This is a genomic window from Rhodoferax sp. GW822-FHT04A08 (assembly GCF_058801025.1).
Window position 1 is genome coordinate 52,195 of record NZ_JBXAMW010000006.1, and the last position, 22,292, is coordinate 74,486.

Below are 22,292 nucleotides of genomic sequence, written 5' to 3' on the forward strand. Positions count from 1 at the left end.
ACCTTGCGATGCAGAGTGAACCTATTCAGGGGGTGAGAAAGTGCGGGCATTCCACTACCATCCAGTTGACCGTGCCATGGTCAATGGTCGAATGAACAGGGGAGCCAGCCATCTCCGTCACAATGCCTGAAGCGCTGCGGTGTGCGTCCTCCGTACTCGTCCATAGCAATACATCAACCACATGGCCATCCGAGCGCATGCCAACGCGGCGCCATCGGAATCCTGGCTGGCTTTGCAACCAGGGGTCGATATCCTTGTTGGCGGCGACAAAGTCCTTGAGCGAGAGCCCCTTTACCAGTCGGAACGTCGTGATTTCAAGCGCTTCAGACAAGGTAGCCTCCGGCAACCTCTATGGATTGCGCATTGACCCATTCGCTCTCGGTTGAGAGCAGAAAGGAAATGACACGGGCTACGTCCACGGGCTCACCCACTCGGCCAAGGGCTGTTTGAGACGCAAGCAATGCTTCGAAGGCCGGTGTCAGTCCGCCGCCGAGTTCCGTTCGAATGGCTCCCGGTGACACGGAATTTGCCCGGATTCCGCGCTCGCCGAACTCCTTGGCCATATACCGGGTCAGTACTTCCAGCCCACCTTTGGCACATGCATACGGTGCCACTCCGACCGTTGCAACGCGTGTGGTTGCGCTGGTCACATTGACTATGCAGGACCCGCGTGCCAACAACGGCAGAAGCGTCTGCGTCAAGAAGAAGGGCCCTTTCAGATGGACGCGCAACAAACCGTCAAACTCGGCTTCGCTCACTGTCTCCATGGGGTTGAAGAGCCCGTAGCCCGCATTGTTGACCAGCCCGTCAAGCGTCGTGACTTTCCAGATGGATTGCAGCTTTTCCTTGACGGAGTCCCTGAAGGCCACAAAGCTGCCGCTATCCGACAAGTCCAAAGGCAGCGCAACTGCCTTGCCGCCGTGGTCCTGCACTTCTTGCACAACCTTTTCTGCGGCGCTGAATTCCTTGTTGAAGGTGAGAACGACACCATGTCCCTTGCGGGCGCATTCCAGCGCCGTGCGGGCTCCAATGCCGCGGCTTGCGCCGGTGATAAGTACTACGCTCATAGGTAACTCCAAGTGAATTGAGGAGCCCAGAGGTTATGTTTCGTGGGCAATGAAGGGGGATTGAATACTCCTTGGAAGTTGCCTAATCCTGCTATTTTGTTGACACTCGCCCGCGTGGCAAGGCACCATGCCTTCATGCAGACACCACTCGCAGAACTTCAATTTCTCGCATCGACAGCCCGCAATCGACGAACCGAGACCGGAATTCCACGCGTTGCCATGGTGCAGGGTGCCGTTCCGGAGCATCAGTTGTCGGCTGTATACGAGCCCATGGTGAACCTGATACTTCGGGGCAAGAAAACCATGACGGTGGGTGACGTGACGCTGCGTTACGACCCAGCCACCTACTTTGTGATGTCGGTAGATCTGCCGGCCGTGGGGACGGTGCATCCCGACAAACAAGGTGCTCCCTATCTGGCGGTGAGCCTGACTTTGGATGTGCAACTGGTCGCACAGCTGTTGGCGGACTTGCCTCAGACGTCCATTGACCGTGCAGCGCATGCCGGTTTTTCTGTAGCCGCTGTCACCCCTGAACTCATGGATGCCTGGGTCCGGATGTTGCGGCTCATGCGCCAACCTGACGACATTCCCGCTCTGGCGCCCGTGTACGAGCGGGAGATCCTGTATCGGGTTTTGCAAGGCCCCCAAGGTTCCATACTGCGAGGGATCGCAGCGCCTGAGTCAGCCATGTCCCGCATCAGTCGGGCTATTCGACGCATTCGCCGTGACTTCAACAAAGAACTTCGCGTTGAAGTGCTGGCGGACGAAGCCAGCATGAGTACATCCGCTTTCCATCGGCAATTCAAGGCGGTGACCGCACTGAGCCCACTGCAATTCCAAAAGCGCTTGCGTCTGCTGCAGGCTCGGGGATTGATGGTGTCCGGTGGGCTTGGCGCAGGCGCCGCGGCTTACCAGGTGGGCTACGAGAGCACCACGCAATTCAACCGTGAGTACAGCCGCGCATTCGGCCTATCGCCGATTAGGGACGTAGACCGGATTCGCACTCAATTTGCTCCATCCCACTCGATGGATGACACTTTGAACAGCTGAAGTGCAACATACGGAGGGGCGCCTCATTGGCAGAGCGTGAGCATCTGGGCGTGCAGTCCGGGCCCCGCTGCCAATACGCCCGTGGCATGGGTTCCGAAGGGCGATCCGTCGTGGGCAGTTACGGTTCCACCGGCTTCCTGGACGATCAATGCACCGGCCATCCAGTCATAGACGTCCGTCCCAGTTTCCAGATAGGCATCCAGGCGTCCTGCGGCGACATAAGCGAGTTGCAACGATGCGGCTGCCATCTGCCGCATAACGAAGACATTTCTGGAGATGTTTGAAAAAATTCCCAATGCGTGCGCATGCTCTTCTGGTGTGACGCCCGCGAAGGGAGGCAGAGCCGAACCAACGACTGCACTGGAAACATCGTTCTTGGGTGACGTACGGATGGAGACTCCATTGAGCGTCGCGGATTTGCCGGCTTGCGCGAAGAAGAGCTCACGTTGGTGGGGGTCATAAACCAGTGCCATAACGGCTTTTGCATTGTCAACCAGTACCAAGGAACTGGACCACAAAGGGAGCCCTTGCAGGTAGTGGTACGCCCCATCGATGGCGTCGTAGACCCAGTACCGGGAAGAACTGGCGTCGGATGCATGCTGGTCCTCAGAGTCGTTCCAGCCGATCCGGGGATAAGCGACGGCGAGTGCGCAGCGCATGTACGCACTTGCTCTCTTGCTTGTCTCTCGCACCCGATTGATCAATTCAGGAATGCCCTCCTGTTGTACCGGGTGGCGCGCCCCGAAGGCTATCTCATCGGTGATGCCGCGCAGCAGCGAACAGGTGCTTGAAAAGTCGTCTTGTGTCATATGCGTGTATCTCTTACCTAAAAACATCTTGCAGAAGGGGGGTGATGCAAAGAAATGATATGAGCGATGATTCGCATTTCAAACTCGCATTTGCAATCGATGAGTACCAAAGCAAACAAGCGGCTTTTGCCCAGGAAACTTCCGGCCCAGGCACGCTCAGCCGACACAGTTGCAGTCATACTCACAGCTGCTGCTCACATTTTGGATAGCAGCGGCTACGGCAAATACTCGACCAATGCCATTGCAAATCGTGCAGGGGTGAGCGTTGGTTCTCTTTACCAGTACTTCCCCAGCAAGGATGCGATAACCGTCGCACTCATCCAGCAGGAAGGCCAACGTGTGGCTTCATCCATCGAGAAAGTCAGTTTGCAGCAGATCGATTGGCAGGAAGCACTGCGAAAAATGATTGACATTGCCGTGCAACACCAACTCTCCAGACCGCAACTGGCGCGGATACTGGATGTGGAGGAGGCGAGGCTGCGACCGCGCAGCGACACGGTGAGCATCCCATCGCACCTTGAGGAAGTATTAAGACGCGGATTGCCAGATGTCAGCCAATCCAATCTTCAAACACTTGCTCAAGATATCGTTGCTATGACCAAAGGAATTGCCGACGTCGCCGCGGAGCAGCGCAAAGTGAGCCAAGACGATTTAAGGAGGCGGCTCACCAGCGCAGTTTTTGGATATTTGGACAAAGTATCGGAGTGGACCTGATGGCGTCCAATGGGGGCCTCCTGTTCTGGCTGGTTCGCAGCAAGGGGCAGATGCTTCGATGCGTTGAACTTGTTGTTTCAACTTTGCATTGCGTCAAGCCATTCGATGCGAACGCCTCAGCAATAATGCGCTATGGAGTCAGTCAGCATGCTAAAAAATAAGTGGTTGCAACGTTTTCTGTGGGTTATAGGCGTATGGATCGCTGTGTGGTTGCTGGCGTGGCTGGCCTTGCCGCCGCTGGTCAAGCATTTGGCTGAGTCCCGAGGTTCACAGGCGCTGGGGCGCACGCTCACGATTGGCGCCGTGGATTTCAAGCCTTGGACACTGGAGTTCACGGTCTCGGACATCAAAATCGCCAGCGCTGACGGCAAGAGCACCCAGTTCGCCGTGGCGGGTGTGTACGTGGATGCGGAAATCCAATCCCTGTTCCGTCTGGCGCCCGTGATGGATGCCATCCGCATCAGCCAACCCGAGCTGCACCTGACCCATCTGGGTGACGGCCACTATGACGTGGATGACCTGCTGGAACGCTTCAAGCCCGACCCGGCCGCGCCTGCTTCGGCGCCAGCCCGCTTTGCACTGCACAACATCGAGCTGACCGACGGTTCTGTGGATTTCACCGACCATGTGGCGGGCGCCCAGCAGGAGCACCATCTGCGCAAGCTGCAACTGGCGCTGCCGTTTGTGAGCAACTTCGATTCGCAGCGCAACGTGACTGTGCAACCCCGCCTGGCGTTTGAACTCAATGGCAGCACGTTTGACACAGCTGCGCAGGCCACTCCCTTTGCCCAGACGCGCAAGGGGGACGTGGAGCTGCATGTGGCGCATCTGGACGTGGCGCCGTATCTGCCCTATCTGCCTGCCAGTCTGCCGGTGCGCGTCCAGGGCGCGGTGCTGGACAGCAACCTCAAGCTGGCCTTCGAGCAGTCCCCCACCACCAAGGTGACGCTGTCGGGAGACATGGCAGTCTCCAAGCTGCGCGTGGCGGACAAGGCGGGAGGCGAACTGCTGGCCATCGATGCTGTGCGGGCCAAGCTCAAGGACTTGCGTCCGCTGGAGCAGTCGCTGGTGCTGGAGTCGCTGGATATTGAAGGCCCCCATGTCGTGCTCGCGCGCAACCATGCCGGGGAGCTGGTATTGCCTGGCGTTGGCGACAGCAAGCCCGCTGCCAAGGCCGCACCGGATAAGGCTGCCACCAGCACCGCCAATCCGTGGAAGGTGGCACTGGACACGCTGGAGTTGAAGGGCGGGCAGGTGCGCTTCACGGACGAAAGCACGGTGCCGGTGGCCAAGCTGGCACTCACCGACACGCACATCACGGTGCGCGATGTGCACTGGCCTTTTGAGGCCCCGGCAAAGTTTGACGCATCGGCGCAATTGCAGGCGCCGGATGCCAAGAAGGGCAAGCCTGCCGGGATTGCACTGCAGGGCGAAGCCACGGACGCAACCGGCAGTGTCAAGGCCCGTGTGTCCGACTTGGCGCTCACGCTGGCGGCACCTTACCTGAATCCCTACCTGGTGCCTCAGGTGCAAGGCATGCTGGAAGGCGAATTGCTGGCGAACTGGAAGGGCGGTGAGGTGCAGTTTTCCGCACCCCGCCTGGCCGCCCATGACTTTGCACTGCTGCCGCCTGCAGGCAACACCGACATGCGTGCCAAGGACCTGCCGTCCTTCAAACTGTTGCAGCTGACCCAGGTGGCGGCGGATCTGGGCAAGCACAGTGTGACCTTGGGTAGCCTGGCTCTGAGCAGCCCCAAGCTGCGTGTGCAGCGCGACGATGACGGGCAATGGATGTTCAGCCACTGGCTCAAGCCACCGGTCACCCCCAAGACACCGCCAACCCAGAAGACGGTTGCCACCAAGGCCGGACCGGCCTGGATGCTGCGGCTCAATGACTTCGCGCTGGACGACGGCACGCTAACTTATGTGGACAAGGTACCGCAAAAAACGGTTTTCCTGGAGCTGTCCGCCTTGCAGTCGCACGCCAAAAATCTCTCGCCCGACGGCAAGAAGCCAGTGCCGCTGACGCTGTCGGCCAAGGTTCGCTCCGCACGCACCGAGCCGGGCACTCTGCGCTTTGACGGTAGCGTGATGTGGGATCCACTGGTAGCACAGGGTGCGCTGCAAGCCTCGCAATTGCCATTGCAGGCGGTGGCGCCTTATGTGATGAGCCAGTTGCGGCTGGATCTGCTGCGGGCCGATACCAGTTTCAAGGGCCAGGTGCGCTATGCCAGTCTGCCCGCTGGGCCGCAGGTGCAGGTGAGTGGCGATGCGGCGGTGGAAGAGCTTGTGCTCAACAGCCTGTATCCCACCGTGGCGCCCGCCGCAGCCAGCGCTGCCCAGAGCGGAGCCAGCACGGCCAAGGCGCAGCCCCTATCTGCGACGTCTGAAGAGCTGCTGAACTGGAAGGCCTTGTCCGTTCCCGGCATTGAATTCACTATGGCGCCCGGTGTGCCGCTGCGACTGAAAGTGCGTGAGGTCTCCCTGTCTGACTTCTATGCGCGATTGATCATCAGCCCGGAAGGGCGTCTGGTGCTGCAGGACATTGTTCGTCCCGAAGATGTAGGCCCTCCGGTACCCGCGCAAGGTGCGGCACCCCAGGCAAGCGCCGCTGCGTCGTCGCCAGCAGCTGTCGCATCCGCTCCCAGGGCTTCTCCAATGGACCCGGTCATTGACATCGGCACCATCAAACTTGTCAATGGCCGGGTTGCGTTCTCCGACCGTTTCATCAAGCCCAATTACTCTGCCAGCCTGACCGAGCTGGGTGGCAGTCTGAGCCACTTCAGTTCACAGACACCGCAGGGCGGTGTGCAGATGGCGGACCTGGAACTGCGGGGGCGTGCAGAAGGAACCGCCAGCCTGGAGATCACGGGCAAGGTCAATCCACTGGCCAAGCCGTTGGCGCTGGACATCACCGGCAAAGTGCGCGACCTGGAGCTCTCGCCACTTTCTTCCTACGCCATCAAGTACGCAGGCTACGGCATCGAGCGCGGCAAGCTCAGCGTGGACGTGAAGTACAGCGTGGCACCGGATGGGCAATTGCAGGCCAGCAATAACATCATCCTGAACCAGTTGGTTTTTGGTGATGAAGTCGAAGGCGCGACCAACCGCCTGCCGGTCAAGCTGGCGGTGGCGCTGCTGGCGGACCGCAATGGAGTGATCGACCTGAACGTGCCGTTGAGCGGCTCGCTCAACGACCCGCAGTTCCGCGTCTGGCCCATCGTCTGGAAGATCGTGGGCAACATCATTGCCAAGGCCATTACGTCACCGTTCAATCTCATCAGTGGAATCTTCAGTGGCGATGGTGGCGCGGACGAGCTCAGCACCGTTGCGTTTGACGCTGGCACCACACACATCAGCACCGCCGCGCAGGCCAACCTCGACAAGGTAGCCAAGGCACTGGCAGACAAGCCCAGCTTGCGTCTGACCGTGGTGGGCACTGCCAGTCTGGAGCGTGAGGCAGAAGCGATCCAGCGCGAGCGCTTGTCTGGTCTGCTATTGGCCGAGAAGCGGCGTGTTGCTGCCAGCGCGAGCAAGGATGTGACCGCCGTGACTGCCGTCACGCCCGAGGAATACCCAGCCCTGCTCAAGGAGGTGTACCGCCGCTCGGACATCAAGAAGCCGCGCAATCTGGTGGGCTTTGCCAAGGATCTGCCGCAGTCGGAGATGGAGGCTTTGCTGCTGGGCAGTTTTGTGGTCAACGACGATACGGTACGTGAACTGGCCCTGAACCGCAGCATCGCGGTGCGGGACTATCTGGTTGCCCGACAATTGCCGTCTGACCGTCTGTTCATGGGCGCTGCCAAGACCTCGCCAACCGAGGCCGACTGGCAGCCACGAGCAGAGCTGAACATCGAGCATCACTAAGCCATGCACTTGCCGCCACACCTTGCAGAACTCCGTCTGGGCCAGACGCAAGCATGACCTCCCGCGCCCCACTTCCGCTGGCCGCCCGGTGCGTGCTGGCCTTGCTGGTCCTGGGCCTTGCCTGGGGGCTGGACACTTGGCGGCGGCCCGCTGAACCGGGCGCAGCGCAGGCCGTGTTCGCGACTGCATCGGACAAACAGGCTGTAGACGTGCATGCGCTCAAGCCGGTAGCGTCCGGAAAAATTCCCATGCCCGAGGGCGCTCTGGCGGCCCATGCCAGCAATCTGCTGGCCATGCCTGCGGGCAGCAAGGCCGTGTTGACGGCCTTCTGGTTTGCCGGCGACCGCGAGAGTGCGCCCAATGTGCAGATAGCCGCTTCCCAATTCGACCGGGACACTCAGCAATGGCTTGCGGCCCGTTACGTGGTGGATCGCCATGTCATGGGCGAGCAGCTCGGCTTTGGCCTGCGCCGACTGGGCAATCCGGTGGCCTGGTTGGACGCGTCAGGCCGCATGCACCTGTTTGTGGTGGCCACTGGTTGGGGCGGCTGGGCCGCCGGGCGCATCCTGCATCTGGTGCAGCGTAGTGCGGACAACCAGCTGGCTGCAATGGAGTTTGAGCCGGTGCGCGTTTTGCCCTTGTCTTGGTTGTGGAACACCAGTTTTCTGGTGCGCAACAACCCGCTACCTCTGAAAGATGGCGGCATGCTGCTGCCCGCCCATTTTGAAATCGGCATCAAGTACCCGGTGGCCTTGCGCTTTGATCGCGATGGTGAGTTTCTGGGCATGGTGCGCATGTCGCAAAGGCCGTATCTGTTGCAGCCCACGCTGCTACCCCAGTCCGAAACGGCCTGGGTGGCCCTGATGCGAGATCACCGCCCCGACGGCCACGTCACGGCGGTACAGACCCTGGATGCGGGGCAGACTTGGCGTGACCTACCGGACCTGTCCTTGGTGAACCCGGACGCAGCCATTGCCGGATTGGCGTTGGCACCCGGGCAGATGGTGTTGACCCACAACAGCTCGGCCCATTCACGGCAAGTGCTGGACTTGAGCAGCTCTGCCGATGGCATGCAATGGTTATCTCAAGCCTCATTGGCGCGCGGCACTGAAGGGGATGAGTATTCCTACCCAGCCGTGGCCTGGGCCGACGGATCCCTGTGGCTGAGCTATACCGATCACCGTCGCAGCATTGCGTGGCAGCGCTTTGCCGCTGCGGGGCAGGGAACGCCATGAGTGCCGCAATGTCCTGGCTGTCCCCGCTGCTGTCCACCAGCGCTCCGTCCCTGCCGGTGGCCTGGGCCATGCACGCTGGTCTGGCGCTTGGCTGGGCTCTGGTACTTGCCGCCTTGGGCGTCGGGTTGACCTGTCGCCTATCGCTGCGAACCCGTCGAGTGGTTGCCGCCGTTCTGGTGGTTTGGACGCTGTTGCCTGGACCTCTCACGCCAGACTATTGGTTGGGGCTGGCGTTTCATGCACCCAGCCTGTCCGCCATGTTGTTGTGCGGCTGGTGGCTGTGGCGCAGTCTGTTCCCGCCTTCGCACCAATCGAGCACGCCAGCTGCGGGCCCTGGCTTGCTGCTGCTGGTGCCGTTGGCACTGGGGTATGCGCTGTTGCTGGACACGTTTGCGGTGCTTCCATGGCAGGTCTATGCCTGGGGTTTCAGCCCCTTGCTGTTGCTGGTTCTGCTGCTGATGGCACTGCTGCCGTGGGTGTTTTCAGGCGCGTCGCGCGCGCAAGCGGGGTTGACCCGGTGGCTGACGCCTGCGGCCTTGCTGCTGTATGCCGCCACGCGGCTGCCGACCGGCAATCTGTGGGATGCATTGCTGGACCCGTTGCTGTGGCTGTTCCTGCACGGTCTGCTGATCCGCGCCCTCTACAGGCGTTACAAAGGGCTCAAGCGCCCGACTTCACCAGCAGCCACTCGCGGCTGAACAGCCACTCCTGCGGGTACCAGATGTTGTCCCAGGTGATGTCGCCCGGCTTGTGGCGACTCAGGACATGCCAGCGTTGTGCCACCAAGGTGCAGTGCGGCAGGCAAGTGGGCTCTTCCTGGTCATCGTCGTCCTGCAGCCAGACCACGGCATCAAACTCGTTGAGCAGGCGCTCCAGCCGCTGTGGTGCGGGCATGTCCGGGTACAACTCGCCGGTGTTGCGCCCTTCCGCATCGTAGGGGATGGTGCGGGCGCGGCCCAGTACAAAGTGGTAGTTCTCGTACTGGCCAGTAAACCCGTTGGGCACGGCCACGCGCTTGTCTTGCAATGAGGCCACCACCGCGCTGGGGTAGTCGGCATCCGGATGGGACAGTGGAGCCACCATCAGGTTGAAGCAGGCATAGGTTGTGGCACAGGCCACCAGACTGGCATTGCGTGTCCAGCGCGCGTTGAACAGACCCAGAAATACCGCCAGCAGGCCCAGTCCCGCCACGGCCAAGGTGGAGTCACTGAGCCATTCAGAGCCTGCGCCCATGTCGTCAATCACCCATGCGATGCGCGCCAGCATGACCAGCGCAGGCGCAATCAGCAGCAAGGTGGCAATCGACCAGATGCGCCCGATGTGCTGCCACAGCAGGGCCATGGCAATGGCCAATGCAGGCATGGCGGGGATGACGTAACGTTCGGAACGCTGGCTGGGAATGGTGAACACGATCAGCCATACGACGAGCCACACGACCAGTACCCGTTGTGAAGCCGTCAGTGGTGCAAGCCGGCCGGGTCGTACCAGGCACTTGAAGATGAGCCAGCAAAAGCCCAGACCTGTGAGTGCCAGCAGTCCGGCATTCACAGGGTAGGCCAGAAGTTGTTGCCACATGGGATAGGGGCCATTGATGGCGGCCTGCCAGTAGCCCATCTGGTTGGACATCTTGCCGACGTTCTCTGCCAGAACAAATTCGTTCCACACCGCGGATGGATCCGGGTCCAGCACGAACCATAGGCAGAAAATGCCCAGGCCCAGCAAGGCGCTCCAGCACACGCCAGCCGTAGCGCGCACGACGTTGCGCCATTGCCATGGCGTACCCCAGAGTGTTGCGCACCACAGCGCCGCACTGGCCGGTGCCAACAGGGCAAAGGATTTGTAGGCTGCGCCCAGCCCGAAAGCCACCCCTATCAATGAGTAAGCAATCCAACCCAAGGCGGCCGGTACATCTGGGCCTTTGGCTCCGGGACTGCGCTGCTTTGCCTGCAACCACATCAGCCACCACATCGGCAGCGCTAGCCAGAAGGTCTCCGGCGCGGACGTCAAATAGACGCGGCCATAGCGGAAGGTAGAGAAGTACAACAGGTACAACACGGCAGCCAGGCAGGCGGTGCGACGCTTGCCACTCATGCGCCAGGTGAAGAAGCCCAGTAAAGCTGTGGTGGCAAACGTGTAGAAGATGCTGGGTAGCCGCAGAGCCACCAGATTCCAGTGCTGGCCCCAGCCGCTGGCTGCGATGCCTTGCCAGATCAGTAGCGGCGGCTTGGTATTGCGCGTGCCCAGCAACTCACTTTGCAGTGGCAACCAGTGGCCGCTTTCGGCCGTCATGCGCGCAATGTGGATGTACACCATTTCGTCGCCGTTGGTGGGCGCAAACGGGCCGCCGAGTCCGAAAAGATAGGTGGCCACTACCAGCAGCAACAAAGCGGCCCACAGCACGGCGGGGTGGAGCAGGGTGCGCAGATTGGGCATGATTGCCTTCAGTGTGCTTCAGCGACGTTTGAACGTCCAATAGTCATTGGCCAGGAAGTTGCTCACACTGGCCACCACGATGGCAATGACGTTGGCCAGGCGGTAATCCATGTAGCCGGTCAGCACCAGGGTCAGCACGTATTGCAGTGCACTGCCAAAAGCGGAGGCGGCTGCGTATTTGCCGAATTCCCGGGTCAACTGGTTGACGTGCAACTGTTCGGTGTCTTCCAGGTGGGCCAGTTCTGCAGCCTTGACGCGATCAGACCATGTCCACAGCCGGTTCCAGGTGAAGTTGTTGAGCGTCGCAACCGCAATGGCAAAGGCCAGCGAGGCATAGGGTTTGCTGCCGGGCGGCTCCATGGCCGTGAAGAGGTACTCGTGGCCGAAATGCAGCACCAGCAGATTGACCACCGTGCCACTGGCACCGACGATGCCGAATTTGATGTAGCGGAATTTTTCCAGCCAGCGCAGCAGAGCGAGTGCGCCCCGCCGCAAGGGAGATGCATCGCTCATGAAGAAAGGGCGGTGCCCTGTAGAAATTGCAAAGCCTGGTCCAGTACCGGATCGGGCGCTATGCGTTTGAGGCACTGGTTGTCACCATCGCAGAAGGTCAGGCGATGGTTGTAGGCGGTAAGGCAGGGGGAGCAGGCGATGCCACTCTCCAGTACCAGATTGCGGTTGCCCAACGGGCCGTACAGCTTACCGGTCTCCGGCCCGAAAAACACCATGGTCTGGATCGGGGTGAGGGTGGCGAAGTGGCCAGGACCGCCATCATTGGTGATGAGCAAACGGGCAGAGTGGAACAGCATCAGCAACTCGCGGATGCTGCGGGTGTAGCCGGTGAGGTCCAGGCAGGCGTCGCTGCGCACTTGCGCCATCAGGTCCTTGGCCAATTGGGCATCGTCCTTCAGTCCGATCAGGCCCACGGCATAGCCCTTGGCACACAGACCCTGGGCGACGCGCGCGTAATGCGAGGCCGGCCAGGCGCGTTCGGGCAGGATGCCGCCTCCGGCATACATCAGCACCAGAGGACGTTGCGTTGTGACCGGGTGGTCGCGGTGCACTTGTGCCTGGTAGGTCTGCAACTCCGCGGCGGAAAAATCGACGCTCAGCTCGGTTTCGGGGGGCAGGGCGCGTATCGTCGCAGCCTTGTTGCGCGGAACGCTACCGGCAGACTCCAGCGCGTCCACCAGCGACAGAAATTGCTTGCTGATGTGCTGGTAGGGGTTGTAGGGAATGGCGTGGTTGATGAAACTGCCGCGGTACAGACCTTCCTGGGTATGCGGCGTAAAGCCGACCCGCACCGGCGCTCCGGTGGTGAAAGACAGCAGGGCGCTCACGCGCGAAAACAACTCACAGTCGATGACCGCATCCAGACCGAGGCTACGCATCTTGCTGCTGACGGACAGGATGTCGCTGATCAGGGAAGCACCGGAGCTGTCGTCCAGACTGTGCAGGTACTGCGGTTTGGTCAGTTGCAGCAGCTTGGAGACTTCCTGATTCTTCTTGAGTTGCAAGATGTGGACGTTCACGCCCGGGTACTGACGGCGGATCTGCGCAAACATGGGGCCAGCCAGCACGATGCTCCCCATCTCGGAGAGCAGGATCACCAGAATGTTTTTTGGGTTATGGACCGGTTTTACCGGACCGGAGAAAAGTCCGGTAAAACGCACCCAGGCAGACACAAGCCCGCACAGCAGCTGGCCAACCCAGCGGTCAATGAAGCGTTGTGTCTGCAGTTTCATGCTGTCTGCTTACAGGCCGGCGGCGGCGCGCAGTGCGGCAGCCTTGTCGGTACGTTCCCAGGTGAATTCGGGCTCTTCGCGACCAAAGTGGCCGTAGGCAGCCGTCTTTTCGTAGATGGGGCGCAGCAGGTCCAGCATCTGGATGATGCCCTTGGGACGCAGGTCGAAGTGTTCGTTGACCAGCTTGGCGATTTGCTCGTCGGGGATCACGCCCGTGCCTTCGGTGTAGACCGTCACGTTCATGGGGCGGGCCACGCCGATGGCGTAGGCCACCTGAACCTGGCACTGGCGCGCCAGTCCGGCTGCCACCACGTTCTTGGCGACATAGCGTGCAGCGTAGGCAGCAGAACGGTCCACCTTGGATGGGTCCTTGCCGGAGAACGCGCCACCGCCGTGCGGGCAGGCGCCGCCATAGGTGTCGACGATGATCTTGCGGCCAGTCAAGCCACAGTCACCTTGCGGGCCGCCGATGACGAAACGGCCGGTGGGGTTGATCAGGTACTTGGTGTCCTTCAGCCATTCCTTGGGCAGAACCGGCTTGATGATTTCCTCGATGATGGCTTCGGTGAAGCTGGCCTTCATCTTGGTGGAGGTTTCGGACTGGTCCGGGCTGTGCTGGGTGGACAGCACCACGGTGTCGATGCTGTGCGGCTTGCCATCCACATAGCGCATGGTCACCTGGCTCTTGGCATCGGGACGCAGGAAAGGCAGGCGGCCATCCTTGCGCAACTGGGCCTGGCGCTCCATCAGGCGGTGGGCGTAGTGGATGGGCGCAGGCATCAGCTCGGGCGTTTCGTTGCAGGCGTAGCCGAACATCAGGCCCTGGTCGCCGGCGCCGATGTTGAGATGGTCGTCGGACGCATGGTCCACACCCTGGGCGATGTCGTTGGACTGCTTGTCGTAGGCGACGAGCACGGCGCAACCCTTGTAGTCGATACCGTACTCGGTGTTGTCGTAGCCGATGCGCTTGATGGTGTCGCGCGCGACCTGGATGTAGTCGACGTGCGCGTTGGTGGTGATTTCACCTGCCAGCACGACCAGACCGGTGTTGGTCAGCGTCTCGGCGGCCACACGGCTGCGCGGGTCCTGCTTGAAGATTGCGTCGAGAATCGCGTCGGAAATCTGGTCGGCAACCTTGTCGGGGTGGCCTTCGGATACGGATTCGGAAGTGAAGAGGAAGTCGTTCGCCATAAAAAGTTCTCCAAAAGTTCAACAAGTTGCGTTGCTTGGGCTTTTGGGCTTGCAGCGAACGCTTTAGCAGATTGGCCAAATTGGCAGGGCACAATGGCGATCCCGAAAGAAAAGCCACAGTGCATGTCGCCCTGCAAGTAGTTCTGTAACTCAGCGACACGCGCCATTTTATCTCAGCAATGACTTCAGTATTCAGACTCTTATCGCATGGGCCCTTGTGGCTGCTGCACGGCCTGGGCTGGGCCATGGGCTGGGTCGCGTTTCTGGCATCGTCAACTTACCGTCGCCGTTTCCTGGAAAACGCTGCGCTGGCAAGGGTTCCGGGGGCTCAATGGCGAAAGGCGGTAGGCGAGTCCGGGAAGATGGTCGCCGAACTGCCACGGCTCTGGATGGGCTCCGATGTACCCATCTTCTGGGATGGTAAAGAGCATGTAAAAGCCGCGTTGGAGCTGCAGCGCGGTATCGTTTTTCTGACGCCGCACTTAGGTTGTTTTGAGGTGTCTGCCCAGGCTTACGCCGCAGCCTTTGGTATTCACGGCAAACCCATGACCGTGCTGTTCCGGCCCCCGCGCAAGGCCTGGCTGCAGGCCGTGGTGGGCGCGGCGCGCCAGCGCCCCGGTTTGCTCACTGCCCCCACCACGCTGGCTGGCGTGAAGCAACTCATCAAGGCCTTGAAATCCGGGCACTGCATAGGGTTGTTGCCAGACCAGGTTCCTCCCGAAGGCATGGGCGTATGGGCACCATTTTTTGGCAAGAACGCATACACCATGACGCTTTCGGCACGTTTGGCCCTGCAAACCGGAGCAACCGTGCTGGTCGCCTGGTGCGAGAGACTGTCTTGGGGCCGCGGTTTTGTGGTGCACGTCTCCCCGATGGCAGAGGTCCTCTCCAGTGACATGCAGATCGCGGCAGGGCAAATCAACCAGTCCATGGAGCGCCTGATTTGCCAACTCCCATCGCAGTACCTGTGGGGTTATGCACGGTACAAGACGCCCCGGAGCACCGAGTCGTGACGCGATGGATGCTGACGCTGCTGCAATGGATTGCGGTGCTACCGCTGTCCTGGGTGCGCGCTTTGGGGGCGGGGTTGGGGTGGTTGTTGTATTGGACCGTGGGCTCACGCAGACGTGTGGTGCAGACCAATCTGCGTCTGTGCTTTCCAGACTGGAGCGAGGCGCAGGTTCGTGCGTGCAGCCGCAGCACCTTCGTGTATTTCGCCCAGGCATGGTTGGACAGGGGCTGGCTCTGGCACGGTGAGGAGTCTCGGCTGGACAAGCGCCTGCGCATCATCGGCCACACCGAAGAACTGCTAGGCGAAATGCCCACGGTTATTTTTGCTCCGCACTTTGTCGGACTGGATGCTGGCTGGACAGCCATTACGCGGCAATTGCCTCGTCACTTCACCACCATCTATACCAATCAGGCCAATACAGTAGCGGATACCTGGATATTGCAAGGGCGCAAACGCTTTGGGAACGCGCGTCTGTTTGGTCGCATCGATGGCGTCAAACCCATCGTGGCGGCGCTCAAGGCAGGTGACCCGCTCTATTTGCTGCCGGACATGAATTTCGGGCCAGAGGACTCGGTGTTTGTGCCTTTTTATGGCGTGCCGGCGGCAACCGTTCCATCCTTGTCGCGCTTTGCCAGGCTAAGCCGGGCCAAGGTGGTTCCGGTGTTGGCCCGAATGACACCGCAAGGCTATGACATCGAGATATTGCCGGCGTGGGTCGGTTTCCCAACGGCGGACGCAACGGCCGACACCGCGCTGATGAATCAGCGGTTGCAAGCCTATATAGACACCATGCCCGCCCAGTATTACTGGGTACACAAGCGGTTCAAGGATCGGCCGGCGGGGGAGCTGCCTCCGTACTAGGCGCCTTGGGGTGGGCCCATTGCCATAGCAGTTGTGCCACGTCTTCTATGCCCTGGCGCTTGGTGGCTGAGAACAGCTTGACTTCTCCTCCGCCCGCTTGCAGCTTGGTAATGGAGAGCACTTTGGCAGCCTCGGTGCGGGTCAGTTTGTCGGCCTTGGTCAGGACGATCAGGAACTTCAGTCCCTCTTCCACGCGCGGACGGATGACTTCCAGCAGCACTTCGTCCAGCTCGGTCATGCCATGGCGGGGGTCGCACATCAGCACGATACCCATCAGATTCTTGCGCGAAACCAGATAGTTGGCCATGACCTGCTGCCAACGGATCTTGTCCTGCTTGGGCACGGCTGCATAGCCATAGCCGGGGAGATCGGTCAGCACCGCATCCATCACACCCTGCTTGCCTAGCGAGAACAGGTTGATGTGCTGGGTGCGCCCCGGCTTTTTCGAAGCAAAGGCCAATTGCTTCTGCTGCGTCAAGGTATTGATGCAGGTGGACTTGCCTGCGTTGGATCGACCCACAAATGCGATTTCCGGCACATCCAGCGCGGGCAGGAAGTGCAATTGGGGCGCTGTCGTCAGGAATTTGGCGGTATGCAACCAGCCCATGGCTACCGCAGCCGCAGACTTTTCTAGAGGTGTTTGAGGGGGGGCGGTGCCAGCGGAGCGGCTTGGGTTTGGAGGGGTGGTCATTGATCGATAAGGTAAACCCGAAGCCGCATTGTAGAATGCGAGCAGTTTTGCTTCTCAGAAACCACCCCACTATGAAGTTGATTGCCCATTTGCTCATCGCTGGCTTTGTTGCCGCATCCTCTTTCTCAGCTGTGGCCACTGAGGCTGCACCTGCCAAATTCAAGCCGGACTTGGCTAAGGGTGAAGCGAGCTTCGGCGCCGTTTGCGCCGCCTGCCACGGTGCTGATGGCAATTCCGGCACACCCACATATCCAAAGCTGGCGCAACAGCATCCTGAATACATCGTCAAGCAATTGACCGAATTCAAGTCCGACAAGCGTGCCAACGCCGTCATGAAGGGCATGGCATCGGCTCTGTCCGAAGAAGACATGAAGAACATTGCCTACTGGGTGACAACCAAGGCGTCCAAGCCTGGCTTCTCCAAGGAAAAGGACTTGGTCACGTTGGGCGAGCGCATCTACCGCGGTGGTATTGCCGATCGCCAGGTTCCTGCTTGTGCTGGCTGCCACAGCCCCAATGGCGCCGGTATTCCTGCACAGTTCCCACGTCTGGCCGGCCAGCATGCGGACTACGCCGTGGCTCAGCTGACTGCGTTCCGTGATGGTGTTCGCAAGAACAGCGCCCAGATGTCGGGCGTTGCAGCGAAGATGAATGACCGCGAAATCAAGGCCGTAAGCGACTACATCGCCGGACTGCGTTAATCCTGCTGCAGGTTATGCGCCTATGAGCGCTGACCTGCATAGATTGTCTGAAAAGGCGGGCTCCGAAAGGAGTCCGCCTTTTCTTTTGTGAAATAACCTGGGCGGAGGATGACTTTTTCCGCTTGTGTTAGCTTGGCGCACCGGTTTGCCTAGGGCCCATGAAATTGGGGAAAGCTGTAAGAAGCGACGCCATTGTCAGACCAACGCGAAACAAGGACTTTTCTCCATGCTCATCAAATCTCAAGACAATGGTTTCAATCACCTCGTAGCGAGTGAAATCACGCCCCAGGCAATCTATGCACGTAGACGCGAACTGCTCAAGGGTGCTGCCGCGTGGGCTGCAGGCGCGGGGCTGGCGTCGTGGACCGCGCGTGAAGCGTTTGCGGATTCGGCCTGGGGCAGTCGACCGGGCAAATTGGCTGCACTGAATACCCAGGCATCCAAGGTAGAAGGGGCTCTGACCATGGAAAAGGTTACGCCCTACAAGGACGCCAGCGGGTACAACAACTTTTACGAATTCGGCACGGACAAATCCGACCCCGCTGCCAATGCACACACGCTCAAGACCGCGCCCTGGACGGTGGAAGTGGAAGGCCTTATCAAGAAACCGGGCAAGTTTGCGCTGGAAGACTTGCTCAAGCTCAGCCCGCTGGAGGAGCGCATCTATCGTCTACGTTGCGTGGAGGGATGGTCCATGGTCATCCCGTGGATTGGCTATTCTCTGGCGGAGTTGATTCGCAAGGTGGAGCCATTGGGGAGTGCCAAATACGTGGAATTCATCAGTCTGGCCGACCCCAAAACCATGCCGTTTGTGGGCTCACGGATTCTGGATTGGCCCTATGCGGAAGGACTGCGTCTGGACGAGGCCATGCATCCGCTAACGCTTCTCACCTTCGGTATGTACGGCGAAGTGCTGCCCAACCAGAGCGGTGCGCCGGTACGTGCGGTGGTGCCCTGGAAATACGGCTTCAAGAGCGGCAAGAGCATCGTGAAGATCCGTTTTGTTGAAAAGCAGCCCGGTACTGCCTGGAACAAGGCAGCGGCCAATGAATACGGCTTCTACTCCAACGTCAATCCGACTGTGGATCATCCGCGCTGGAGCCAAGCCACGGAGCGCCGTATCGGAGAAGACGGACTGTTTGCCAAGAAGCGCAAGACGTTGATGTTCAATGGTTATGAGGCACAAGTGGGTCAGCTGTATGCCGGCATGGACCTGAAAAAGTACTACTGAGTCTGTTCATGCGTGTCATGCTGAACCGCTGGCTTTCCAGCGCTGTGGCCAAGCCTGTCTGGTTTGTGGTGTCCGTCCTGCCTGTTGCGTGGCTGGTTTGGGGCGCCGTTGCAGACCAATTGGGAGCAAATCCTGCTGAGGCCTTGGTGCGGGCAACAGGAGACTGGACCTTGCGTGCCCTGTGCGTTGTGCTGGCTGTCACGCCGTTACGTACCGTTTCAGGCGTGACGGGCTTGGCCCGCATGCGACGCATGGCGGGGCTGTTTGTGTATTTCTACGCGTTGTTGCATCTGCTGGCCTACGCCTGGTTCGATATGGGCTTTGAGCTGCTCGATATCGCCAAGGACATAGCCAAGCGTCCCTTCATATTGGTGGGTTTCAGCGCATTTGTGTTGCTCACGCCATTGGCATTGACTTCCTTCAATCGCGCCATCAAGGCCATTGGGGCCAGGCGTTGGCAAGTGCTGCATCGTGCGGCCTATTGCGTGGCCGGATTGGCCATACTGCATTTCTTCTGGATGCGTGCGGGCAAAAACAACTTTGCCGAAGTGGCGGTATATGCGGCGGTACTGTCGGTGTTGCTCGGCTGGCGTTTGTTGCGCCGCTTGCAGCGGTCGTAGCCGCTGTTTATTTGGCCGTCGAGGCCGCTGGTGGTGTGGGCAAATACAAAGGGCCGGTCTGCCCGCAACCCGCCAGATTCAACATGCACACACCAAGGACTATCAGGGTGGCTAGAATTTGCTTTGCTTTCAACATCGCCAAATTGTAATGACTGACCTCGAATTCCTGGATCAAGCCGAAGCCCTGCTCAAAGCCGTGGAGGAATGTTGTGATCGCATGAACGACGAAGGCGATGCAGATATCGACAACCAGCGCGTGGGTGGCATGGTGACGATGACCTTTGCCAACAGGAGCCAGATTGTCATCAATTTGCAAAAGCCATTGCATGAAATATGGATGGCGGCAAAGGCGGGTGGCTACCACTACCGGTGGCTGGATGACCAATGGCAGGACACCAAGGGGCAAGGCGAGTTCTTCGCACAGTTGTCGCGTCAGGCCAGTGTCCAGTCTGGCCAGAAGCTGGAATTCACCGCCTGATCAGTTCTTGAACAGATCAATGATCTTCTTCTTTTCATCGGTAGGGACCTGAGCAGGCTCTGACTTCTCTCCTGCATTGAGGCCGGACACGCCATTGCCTTTGGCGAATTCTTCAAAGTACCACTCGCCGCCCACCCGTGTGATGCCTTCGGGCGCAGTCGGCTCCATCACGGGCACACCTTTGAGGGCGGTCTCCATGAAAGAGATCCACACGGGCAGGCTCAAGCCGCCGCCGGTTTCCCGGTCGCCCAACTTGCGTGGTGTGTCGTAGCCAATCCAGGTTACGGCCGTGATGGTGGCCTGGTAGCCGGCAAACCAAGCGTCCATGGAGTCGTTGGTGGTGCCGGTCTTTCCGTAGATATCGGGTCGTTTCAAGGTGGCCTGCGCGCGTGCTGCGGTACCGGAACGGGTGACTTCCTGCAGGAGACTGGTCATCAGGAACGCATTGCGCGCTTCTATGGTGCGCTGTGACTCATCCAGAACCACCGGGGGGGTGTTCACCAGAACCTTGCCGCGCTGCTCACTGATTTTGGTTACCAGCCAGGGGTTGACCCGGTAGCCACCGTTGGCAAAGACTGAATAGGCCCCAGCCATCTGCATGGGGGTGACCGAGCCCGCGCCCAGCGCCATGGTCAGGTAGGGCGGATGCTTGTCCGCATCAAAACCGAAGTTGGTGATCCACTCTTGCGCGTATTGGGTGCCAATGGACTGCAGAATCTGGATGGAGACCATGTTCTTGGACTTTGCCAGTGCACGGCGTAGCGTCATGGGCCCTTCAAAGGTCCCATCGTAGTTCTTGGGCTCCCAGGGTTGGCCGCCGGTTGTTCCTGCATCGAAAAACAACGGTGCATCGTTGATGACCGTGGAAGGCGTGAAACCCTTTTCCAGCGCCGCGGAGTAAATGAACGGTTTGAAGCTGGAGCCTGGCTGACGCCAAGCCTGGGTTACGTGGTTGAACTTGTTCTTGGCAAAGTCAAAGCCGCCTACAAGCGCACGGATAGAGCCGTCCCGGGGGTCTACGGCTACAAACGCACCTTCCACTTCGGGTAGTTGGGTGATTTCCCAGCCGCCTTTGGCAGTTTTCGCCACGCGGATCACAGCGCCGGGGCGCAACTTGATATTGGGCGGCGCCTTGTCGGAAAGGCCGGACTGCGCGGGTTTGAGGCCATCCCCCGTGATTTCCAGGGTTTCACCTGCCGTGCGCATGGCTTTGATGTGTTTGGGGTCCGCTTCAATGACTACGGCCGACATGACGTCGCCGTTGTCGGGATGTTCGTCCAGCGCGTCATCTACGGCGTCTTCGATGTCCTGCTGCGTTGTGGGAAGGGTGATGAACTTTTCCGGGCCACGATAGATCTGGCGACGCTCAAAGTCCATGATGCCTTTGCGTAGCGCCTTGTAGGCGGCGTCCTGCTCGTCGGAATGGATGGTCGTTTGAACGTTGAGGCCGCGGGTGTAGGTCTCATCGCCATACTGGTTGTACATGAGCTGGCGCACCATTTCGGCGATGTACTCGGCGTGGATCTTGTTGCTGTCGGCCCCGCTTTTGACCTTGATTTCCTGCGCTTTGGCGGCTTCGGCTTCCGCTTGCGTAATGAAGCCGTTCTCCAGCATCCGGTCAATGATGTAGAGCTGGCGTGAACGAGCACGCCGTGGATTGCTGATGGGGTTGTAGGCGGACGGTGCCTTAGGCAGTCCGGCCAGCATGGCTGCCTCGGCGATGGTTATGTCTTTCAGTGGCTTGCCAAAGTAGGTTTCCGACGCAGCCGCAAAGCCGTAGGCACGGTTCCCCAGGAAGATCTGGTTCATGTAGATTTCCAGAATCTGGTCCTTGCTGAGCATGTGTTCCAGCTTGAAGGTGAGCAGAATTTCGTAAATCTTGCGGGTGAAAGTCTTCTCCGAGGAAAGATAGACATTGCGCGCCACCTGCATGGTGATGGTTGACGCGCCTTGGCTCTTCGCCCGTCCGACGTTGGCCAAGCCAGCGCGGATCACGCCCATGTAATCGACACCGCCGTGTTGGTAGAAGCGGGCGTCTTCAATGGCCAGAACTGCGTTGGACATGACCTTGGGGATGTCCTTGATGGGGGTCAGATTGCGCCGTTCTTCTCCAAATTCCCCGAGCAGGTCACCTTCCGCCGAGTAGATTCGCAATGGCAGTTTGGGACGATAGTCCGACAGATCAGAAATGTCCGGCAGGTTGGGAAAAGCGACTGACAACGCAATGGCCAACACGATCAAACCGCTGAGCACGGCAGCGAGACCCAAGCCGGATGCCCACAGCAGCACCTTCAACCCCCAATGCATGGTTTTCTTTTTCGCAGGGGATGCCGCCTTGGACGGTTCGGAAGGTGGGGAGGTGGAGGGCATAAAAGAAGGTGGGTTGTCGCCGTCACATTATAAAAATGCATGTAAAGTTCAGGCGCGGGTCGACCGGTATCTTGGCATGGGCGCCGCAAAGCACCTGATGAATGTTCATTTTTTGGGAGATACCTGTATATATCGTCTGCTTTTGACAACGCTCGACCGGAGGTCAGAATTAAAAAACCTTTGCCGGACAACGGGCTTGCTGATAGCATTGAAGTGA

General features: G+C 59.7%; 22 protein-coding genes. 12 read left to right on the forward strand and 10 right to left on the reverse strand.

Annotation, left to right across the window (positions count from 1 at the left end):
* Positions 1-25: 25 nt before the first annotated feature.
* Together AC1RMF_RS13420 and AC1RMF_RS13425 are read right to left on the reverse strand one after the other, a co-directional pair.
* On the reverse strand, positions 26-331 hold the full coding sequence (locus AC1RMF_RS13420) for a hypothetical protein (protein ID WP_493142054.1): 306 nt from the start codon (positions 329-331) through the stop codon (positions 26-28).
* The gene (locus AC1RMF_RS13425) at positions 324-1,067 is read right to left on the reverse strand and encodes an SDR family NAD(P)-dependent oxidoreductase (protein ID WP_493142056.1); all 744 of its coding nucleotides are present in this window, start codon (positions 1,065-1,067) and stop codon (positions 324-326) included. Before AC1RMF_RS13425 ends, AC1RMF_RS13420 begins: the two co-directional genes overlap by 8 nt.
* A gap of 135 nt (positions 1,068-1,202) precedes the next feature.
* Between AC1RMF_RS13425 and AC1RMF_RS13430 the strand changes: the two genes are divergently transcribed.
* Positions 1,203-2,117 carry an AraC family transcriptional regulator gene (locus tag AC1RMF_RS13430; protein ID WP_493142058.1) on the forward strand — a complete coding sequence of 305 codons (915 nt, stop codon included), beginning with the start codon at positions 1,203-1,205 and terminating at the stop codon, positions 2,115-2,117.
* Between the two features lie 23 nt (positions 2,118-2,140).
* On the opposite strand, the gene AC1RMF_RS13435 is transcribed toward AC1RMF_RS13430, so the two are convergent.
* On the reverse strand, positions 2,141-2,926 hold the full coding sequence (locus AC1RMF_RS13435) for an inositol monophosphatase family protein (RefSeq protein WP_493142059.1): 786 nt from the start codon (positions 2,924-2,926) through the stop codon (positions 2,141-2,143).
* A 66-nt stretch (positions 2,927-2,992) separates the two neighbouring features.
* On the opposite strand from AC1RMF_RS13435, the gene AC1RMF_RS13440 reads away from it, so the two are divergent.
* The 4 genes from AC1RMF_RS13440 to AC1RMF_RS13455 all read left to right on the forward strand — a co-directional run bounded on the left by AC1RMF_RS13440 (position 2,993) and on the right by AC1RMF_RS13455 (position 9,440).
* Positions 2,993-3,640, forward strand: a complete 648-nt coding sequence (locus AC1RMF_RS13440; RefSeq protein ID WP_493142060.1) for a TetR/AcrR family transcriptional regulator — start codon at positions 2,993-2,995, stop codon at positions 3,638-3,640.
* A gap of 147 nt (positions 3,641-3,787) precedes the next feature.
* Positions 3,788-7,507, forward strand: coding sequence for a DUF748 domain-containing protein (locus AC1RMF_RS13445; protein WP_493142062.1), 3,720 nt, complete (start codon positions 3,788-3,790; stop codon positions 7,505-7,507).
* 53 nt (positions 7,508-7,560) lie between these two features.
* Positions 7,561-8,742 carry an exo-alpha-sialidase gene (locus AC1RMF_RS13450; protein ID WP_493142063.1) on the forward strand — a complete coding sequence of 394 codons (1,182 nt, stop codon included), beginning with the start codon at positions 7,561-7,563 and terminating at the stop codon, positions 8,740-8,742.
* A gap of 8 nt (positions 8,743-8,750) precedes the next feature.
* A complete protein-coding gene (locus AC1RMF_RS13455) occupies positions 8,751-9,440 on the forward strand; it encodes a hypothetical protein (RefSeq protein ID WP_493142065.1) in 690 nt (229 codons plus the stop codon).
* Here the strand turns inward: AC1RMF_RS13455 and AC1RMF_RS13460 are convergent.
* The 4 genes from AC1RMF_RS13460 to metK are packed head-to-tail and all read right to left on the reverse strand — an operon-like array spanning position 9,403 to position 14,111.
* The gene (locus AC1RMF_RS13460; RefSeq protein WP_493142067.1) at positions 9,403-11,175 is read right to left on the reverse strand and encodes an ArnT family glycosyltransferase; all 1,773 of its coding nucleotides are present in this window, start codon (positions 11,173-11,175) and stop codon (positions 9,403-9,405) included. The genes AC1RMF_RS13455 and AC1RMF_RS13460 overlap by 38 nt on opposite strands.
* 18 nt (positions 11,176-11,193) lie before the next feature.
* Positions 11,194-11,688: a GtrA family protein gene (locus AC1RMF_RS13465; RefSeq protein WP_342618831.1), complete on the reverse strand. Its 495-nt coding sequence runs from the start codon at positions 11,686-11,688 to the stop codon at positions 11,194-11,196.
* Positions 11,685-12,920, reverse strand: coding sequence for a glycosyltransferase family 9 protein (locus AC1RMF_RS13470; protein WP_493142069.1), 1,236 nt, complete (start codon positions 12,918-12,920; stop codon positions 11,685-11,687). The genes AC1RMF_RS13465 and AC1RMF_RS13470 overlap by 4 nt, the downstream gene beginning before the upstream one ends.
* A gap of 9 nt (positions 12,921-12,929) precedes the next feature.
* Positions 12,930-14,111, reverse strand: a complete 1,182-nt coding sequence (gene metK, locus AC1RMF_RS13475; RefSeq protein WP_342618829.1) for a methionine adenosyltransferase — start codon at positions 14,109-14,111, stop codon at positions 12,930-12,932.
* Positions 14,112-14,290: 179 nt separating this feature from the next.
* On the opposite strand from metK, the gene AC1RMF_RS13480 reads away from it, so the two are divergent.
* Together AC1RMF_RS13480 and AC1RMF_RS13485 are read left to right on the forward strand one after the other, a co-directional pair.
* The gene (locus AC1RMF_RS13480; RefSeq protein ID WP_493142071.1) at positions 14,291-15,124 is read left to right on the forward strand and encodes a lysophospholipid acyltransferase family protein; all 834 of its coding nucleotides are present in this window, start codon (positions 14,291-14,293) and stop codon (positions 15,122-15,124) included.
* Between the two features lie 8 nt (positions 15,125-15,132).
* Positions 15,133-15,984 (forward strand): LpxL/LpxP family acyltransferase, encoded by an 852-nt coding sequence (locus tag AC1RMF_RS13485; protein ID WP_493142333.1) that lies wholly within the window; start codon positions 15,133-15,135, stop codon positions 15,982-15,984.
* On the opposite strand, the gene yihA is transcribed toward AC1RMF_RS13485, so the two are convergent.
* The gene (gene yihA, locus AC1RMF_RS13490; protein ID WP_342621201.1) at positions 15,947-16,591 is read right to left on the reverse strand and encodes a ribosome biogenesis GTP-binding protein YihA/YsxC; all 645 of its coding nucleotides are present in this window, start codon (positions 16,589-16,591) and stop codon (positions 15,947-15,949) included. The two genes, AC1RMF_RS13485 and yihA, sit on opposite strands and share 38 nt — an antisense overlap.
* A 155-nt stretch (positions 16,592-16,746) precedes the next feature.
* Here yihA and AC1RMF_RS13495 point away from each other — a divergent pair, with 155 nt between their 5' ends.
* From AC1RMF_RS13495 to msrQ, 3 genes are all read left to right on the forward strand, one after another.
* Positions 16,747-17,376, forward strand: coding sequence for a c-type cytochrome (locus AC1RMF_RS13495; protein ID WP_342618826.1), 630 nt, complete (start codon positions 16,747-16,749; stop codon positions 17,374-17,376).
* 226 nt (positions 17,377-17,602) lie between these two features.
* Entirely contained in the window at positions 17,603-18,607 is a 1,005-nt protein-coding gene (msrP, locus tag AC1RMF_RS13500; protein WP_493142073.1) for a protein-methionine-sulfoxide reductase catalytic subunit MsrP, read from the forward strand.
* A 17-nt stretch (positions 18,608-18,624) separates the two neighbouring features.
* Positions 18,625-19,227 carry a protein-methionine-sulfoxide reductase heme-binding subunit MsrQ gene (gene msrQ / locus AC1RMF_RS13505; RefSeq protein WP_493142335.1) on the forward strand — a complete coding sequence of 201 codons (603 nt, stop codon included), beginning with the start codon at positions 18,625-18,627 and terminating at the stop codon, positions 19,225-19,227.
* Positions 19,228-19,234: 7 nt separating this feature from the next.
* Here msrQ and lptM read toward each other — a convergent pair whose 3' ends face one another.
* The gene (gene lptM / locus AC1RMF_RS13510; protein WP_493142075.1) at positions 19,235-19,363 is read right to left on the reverse strand and encodes an LPS translocon maturation chaperone LptM; all 129 of its coding nucleotides are present in this window, start codon (positions 19,361-19,363) and stop codon (positions 19,235-19,237) included.
* A gap of 12 nt (positions 19,364-19,375) precedes the next feature.
* Here lptM and cyaY point away from each other — a divergent pair, with 12 nt between their 5' ends.
* Entirely contained in the window at positions 19,376-19,705 is a 330-nt protein-coding gene (cyaY, locus tag AC1RMF_RS13515) for an iron donor protein CyaY (RefSeq protein ID WP_493142077.1), read from the forward strand.
* Here the strand turns inward: cyaY and AC1RMF_RS13520 are convergent, their stop codons facing one another.
* The gene (locus AC1RMF_RS13520) at positions 19,706-22,012 is read right to left on the reverse strand and encodes a penicillin-binding protein 1A (protein WP_493142078.1); all 2,307 of its coding nucleotides are present in this window, start codon (positions 22,010-22,012) and stop codon (positions 19,706-19,708) included.
* Here AC1RMF_RS13520 and AC1RMF_RS13525 point away from each other — a divergent pair.
* Positions 22,011-22,292: a hypothetical protein gene (locus tag AC1RMF_RS13525; RefSeq protein ID WP_493142080.1), complete on the forward strand. Its 282-nt coding sequence runs from the start codon at positions 22,011-22,013 to the stop codon at positions 22,290-22,292. The two genes, AC1RMF_RS13520 and AC1RMF_RS13525, sit on opposite strands and share 2 nt — an antisense overlap.

Bases quoted from the DNA above. Each gene is read 5' to 3' on its own strand.
- AC1RMF_RS13425 (WP_493142056.1), bottom strand. From the start codon at position 1,067: ATGAGCGTAGTACTTATCACCGGCGCAAGCCGCGGCATTGGAGCCCGC.
- AC1RMF_RS13430 (WP_493142058.1), top strand. From the start codon at position 1,203: ATGCAGACACCACTCGCAGAACTTCAATTTCTCGCATCGACAGCCCGC.
- AC1RMF_RS13435 (WP_493142059.1), bottom strand. From the start codon at position 2,926: ATGACACAAGACGACTTTTCAAGCACCTGTTCGCTGCTGCGCGGCATC.
- AC1RMF_RS13440 (WP_493142060.1), top strand. From the start codon at position 2,993: ATGATTCGCATTTCAAACTCGCATTTGCAATCGATGAGTACCAAAGCA.
- AC1RMF_RS13445 (WP_493142062.1), top strand. From the start codon at position 3,788: ATGCTAAAAAATAAGTGGTTGCAACGTTTTCTGTGGGTTATAGGCGTA.
- AC1RMF_RS13450 (WP_493142063.1), top strand. From the start codon at position 7,561: ATGACCTCCCGCGCCCCACTTCCGCTGGCCGCCCGGTGCGTGCTGGCC.
- AC1RMF_RS13455 (WP_493142065.1), top strand. From the start codon at position 8,751: ATGTCCTGGCTGTCCCCGCTGCTGTCCACCAGCGCTCCGTCCCTGCCG.
- AC1RMF_RS13460 (WP_493142067.1), bottom strand. From the start codon at position 11,175: ATGCCCAATCTGCGCACCCTGCTCCACCCCGCCGTGCTGTGGGCCGCT.
- AC1RMF_RS13465 (WP_342618831.1), bottom strand. From the start codon at position 11,688: ATGAGCGATGCATCTCCCTTGCGGCGGGGCGCACTCGCTCTGCTGCGC.
- AC1RMF_RS13470 (WP_493142069.1), bottom strand. From the start codon at position 12,920: ATGAAACTGCAGACACAACGCTTCATTGACCGCTGGGTTGGCCAGCTG.
- metK (WP_342618829.1), bottom strand. From the start codon at position 14,111: ATGGCGAACGACTTCCTCTTCACTTCCGAATCCGTATCCGAAGGCCAC.
- AC1RMF_RS13480 (WP_493142071.1), top strand. From the start codon at position 14,291: ATGACTTCAGTATTCAGACTCTTATCGCATGGGCCCTTGTGGCTGCTG.
- AC1RMF_RS13485 (WP_493142333.1), top strand. From the start codon at position 15,133: ATGCTGACGCTGCTGCAATGGATTGCGGTGCTACCGCTGTCCTGGGTG.
- yihA (WP_342621201.1), bottom strand. From the start codon at position 16,591: ATGGGCTGGTTGCATACCGCCAAATTCCTGACGACAGCGCCCCAATTG.
- AC1RMF_RS13495 (WP_342618826.1), top strand. From the start codon at position 16,747: ATGAAGTTGATTGCCCATTTGCTCATCGCTGGCTTTGTTGCCGCATCC.
- msrP (WP_493142073.1), top strand. From the start codon at position 17,603: ATGCTCATCAAATCTCAAGACAATGGTTTCAATCACCTCGTAGCGAGT.
- msrQ (WP_493142335.1), top strand. From the start codon at position 18,625: ATGCTGAACCGCTGGCTTTCCAGCGCTGTGGCCAAGCCTGTCTGGTTT.
- lptM (WP_493142075.1), bottom strand. From the start codon at position 19,363: ATGTTGAAAGCAAAGCAAATTCTAGCCACCCTGATAGTCCTTGGTGTG.
- cyaY (WP_493142077.1), top strand. From the start codon at position 19,376: ATGACTGACCTCGAATTCCTGGATCAAGCCGAAGCCCTGCTCAAAGCC.
- AC1RMF_RS13525 (WP_493142080.1), top strand. From the start codon at position 22,011: ATGGTTTTCTTTTTCGCAGGGGATGCCGCCTTGGACGGTTCGGAAGGT.
- AC1RMF_RS13520 (WP_493142078.1), bottom strand. From the start codon at position 22,012: ATGCATTGGGGGTTGAAGGTGCTGCTGTGGGCATCCGGCTTGGGTCTC.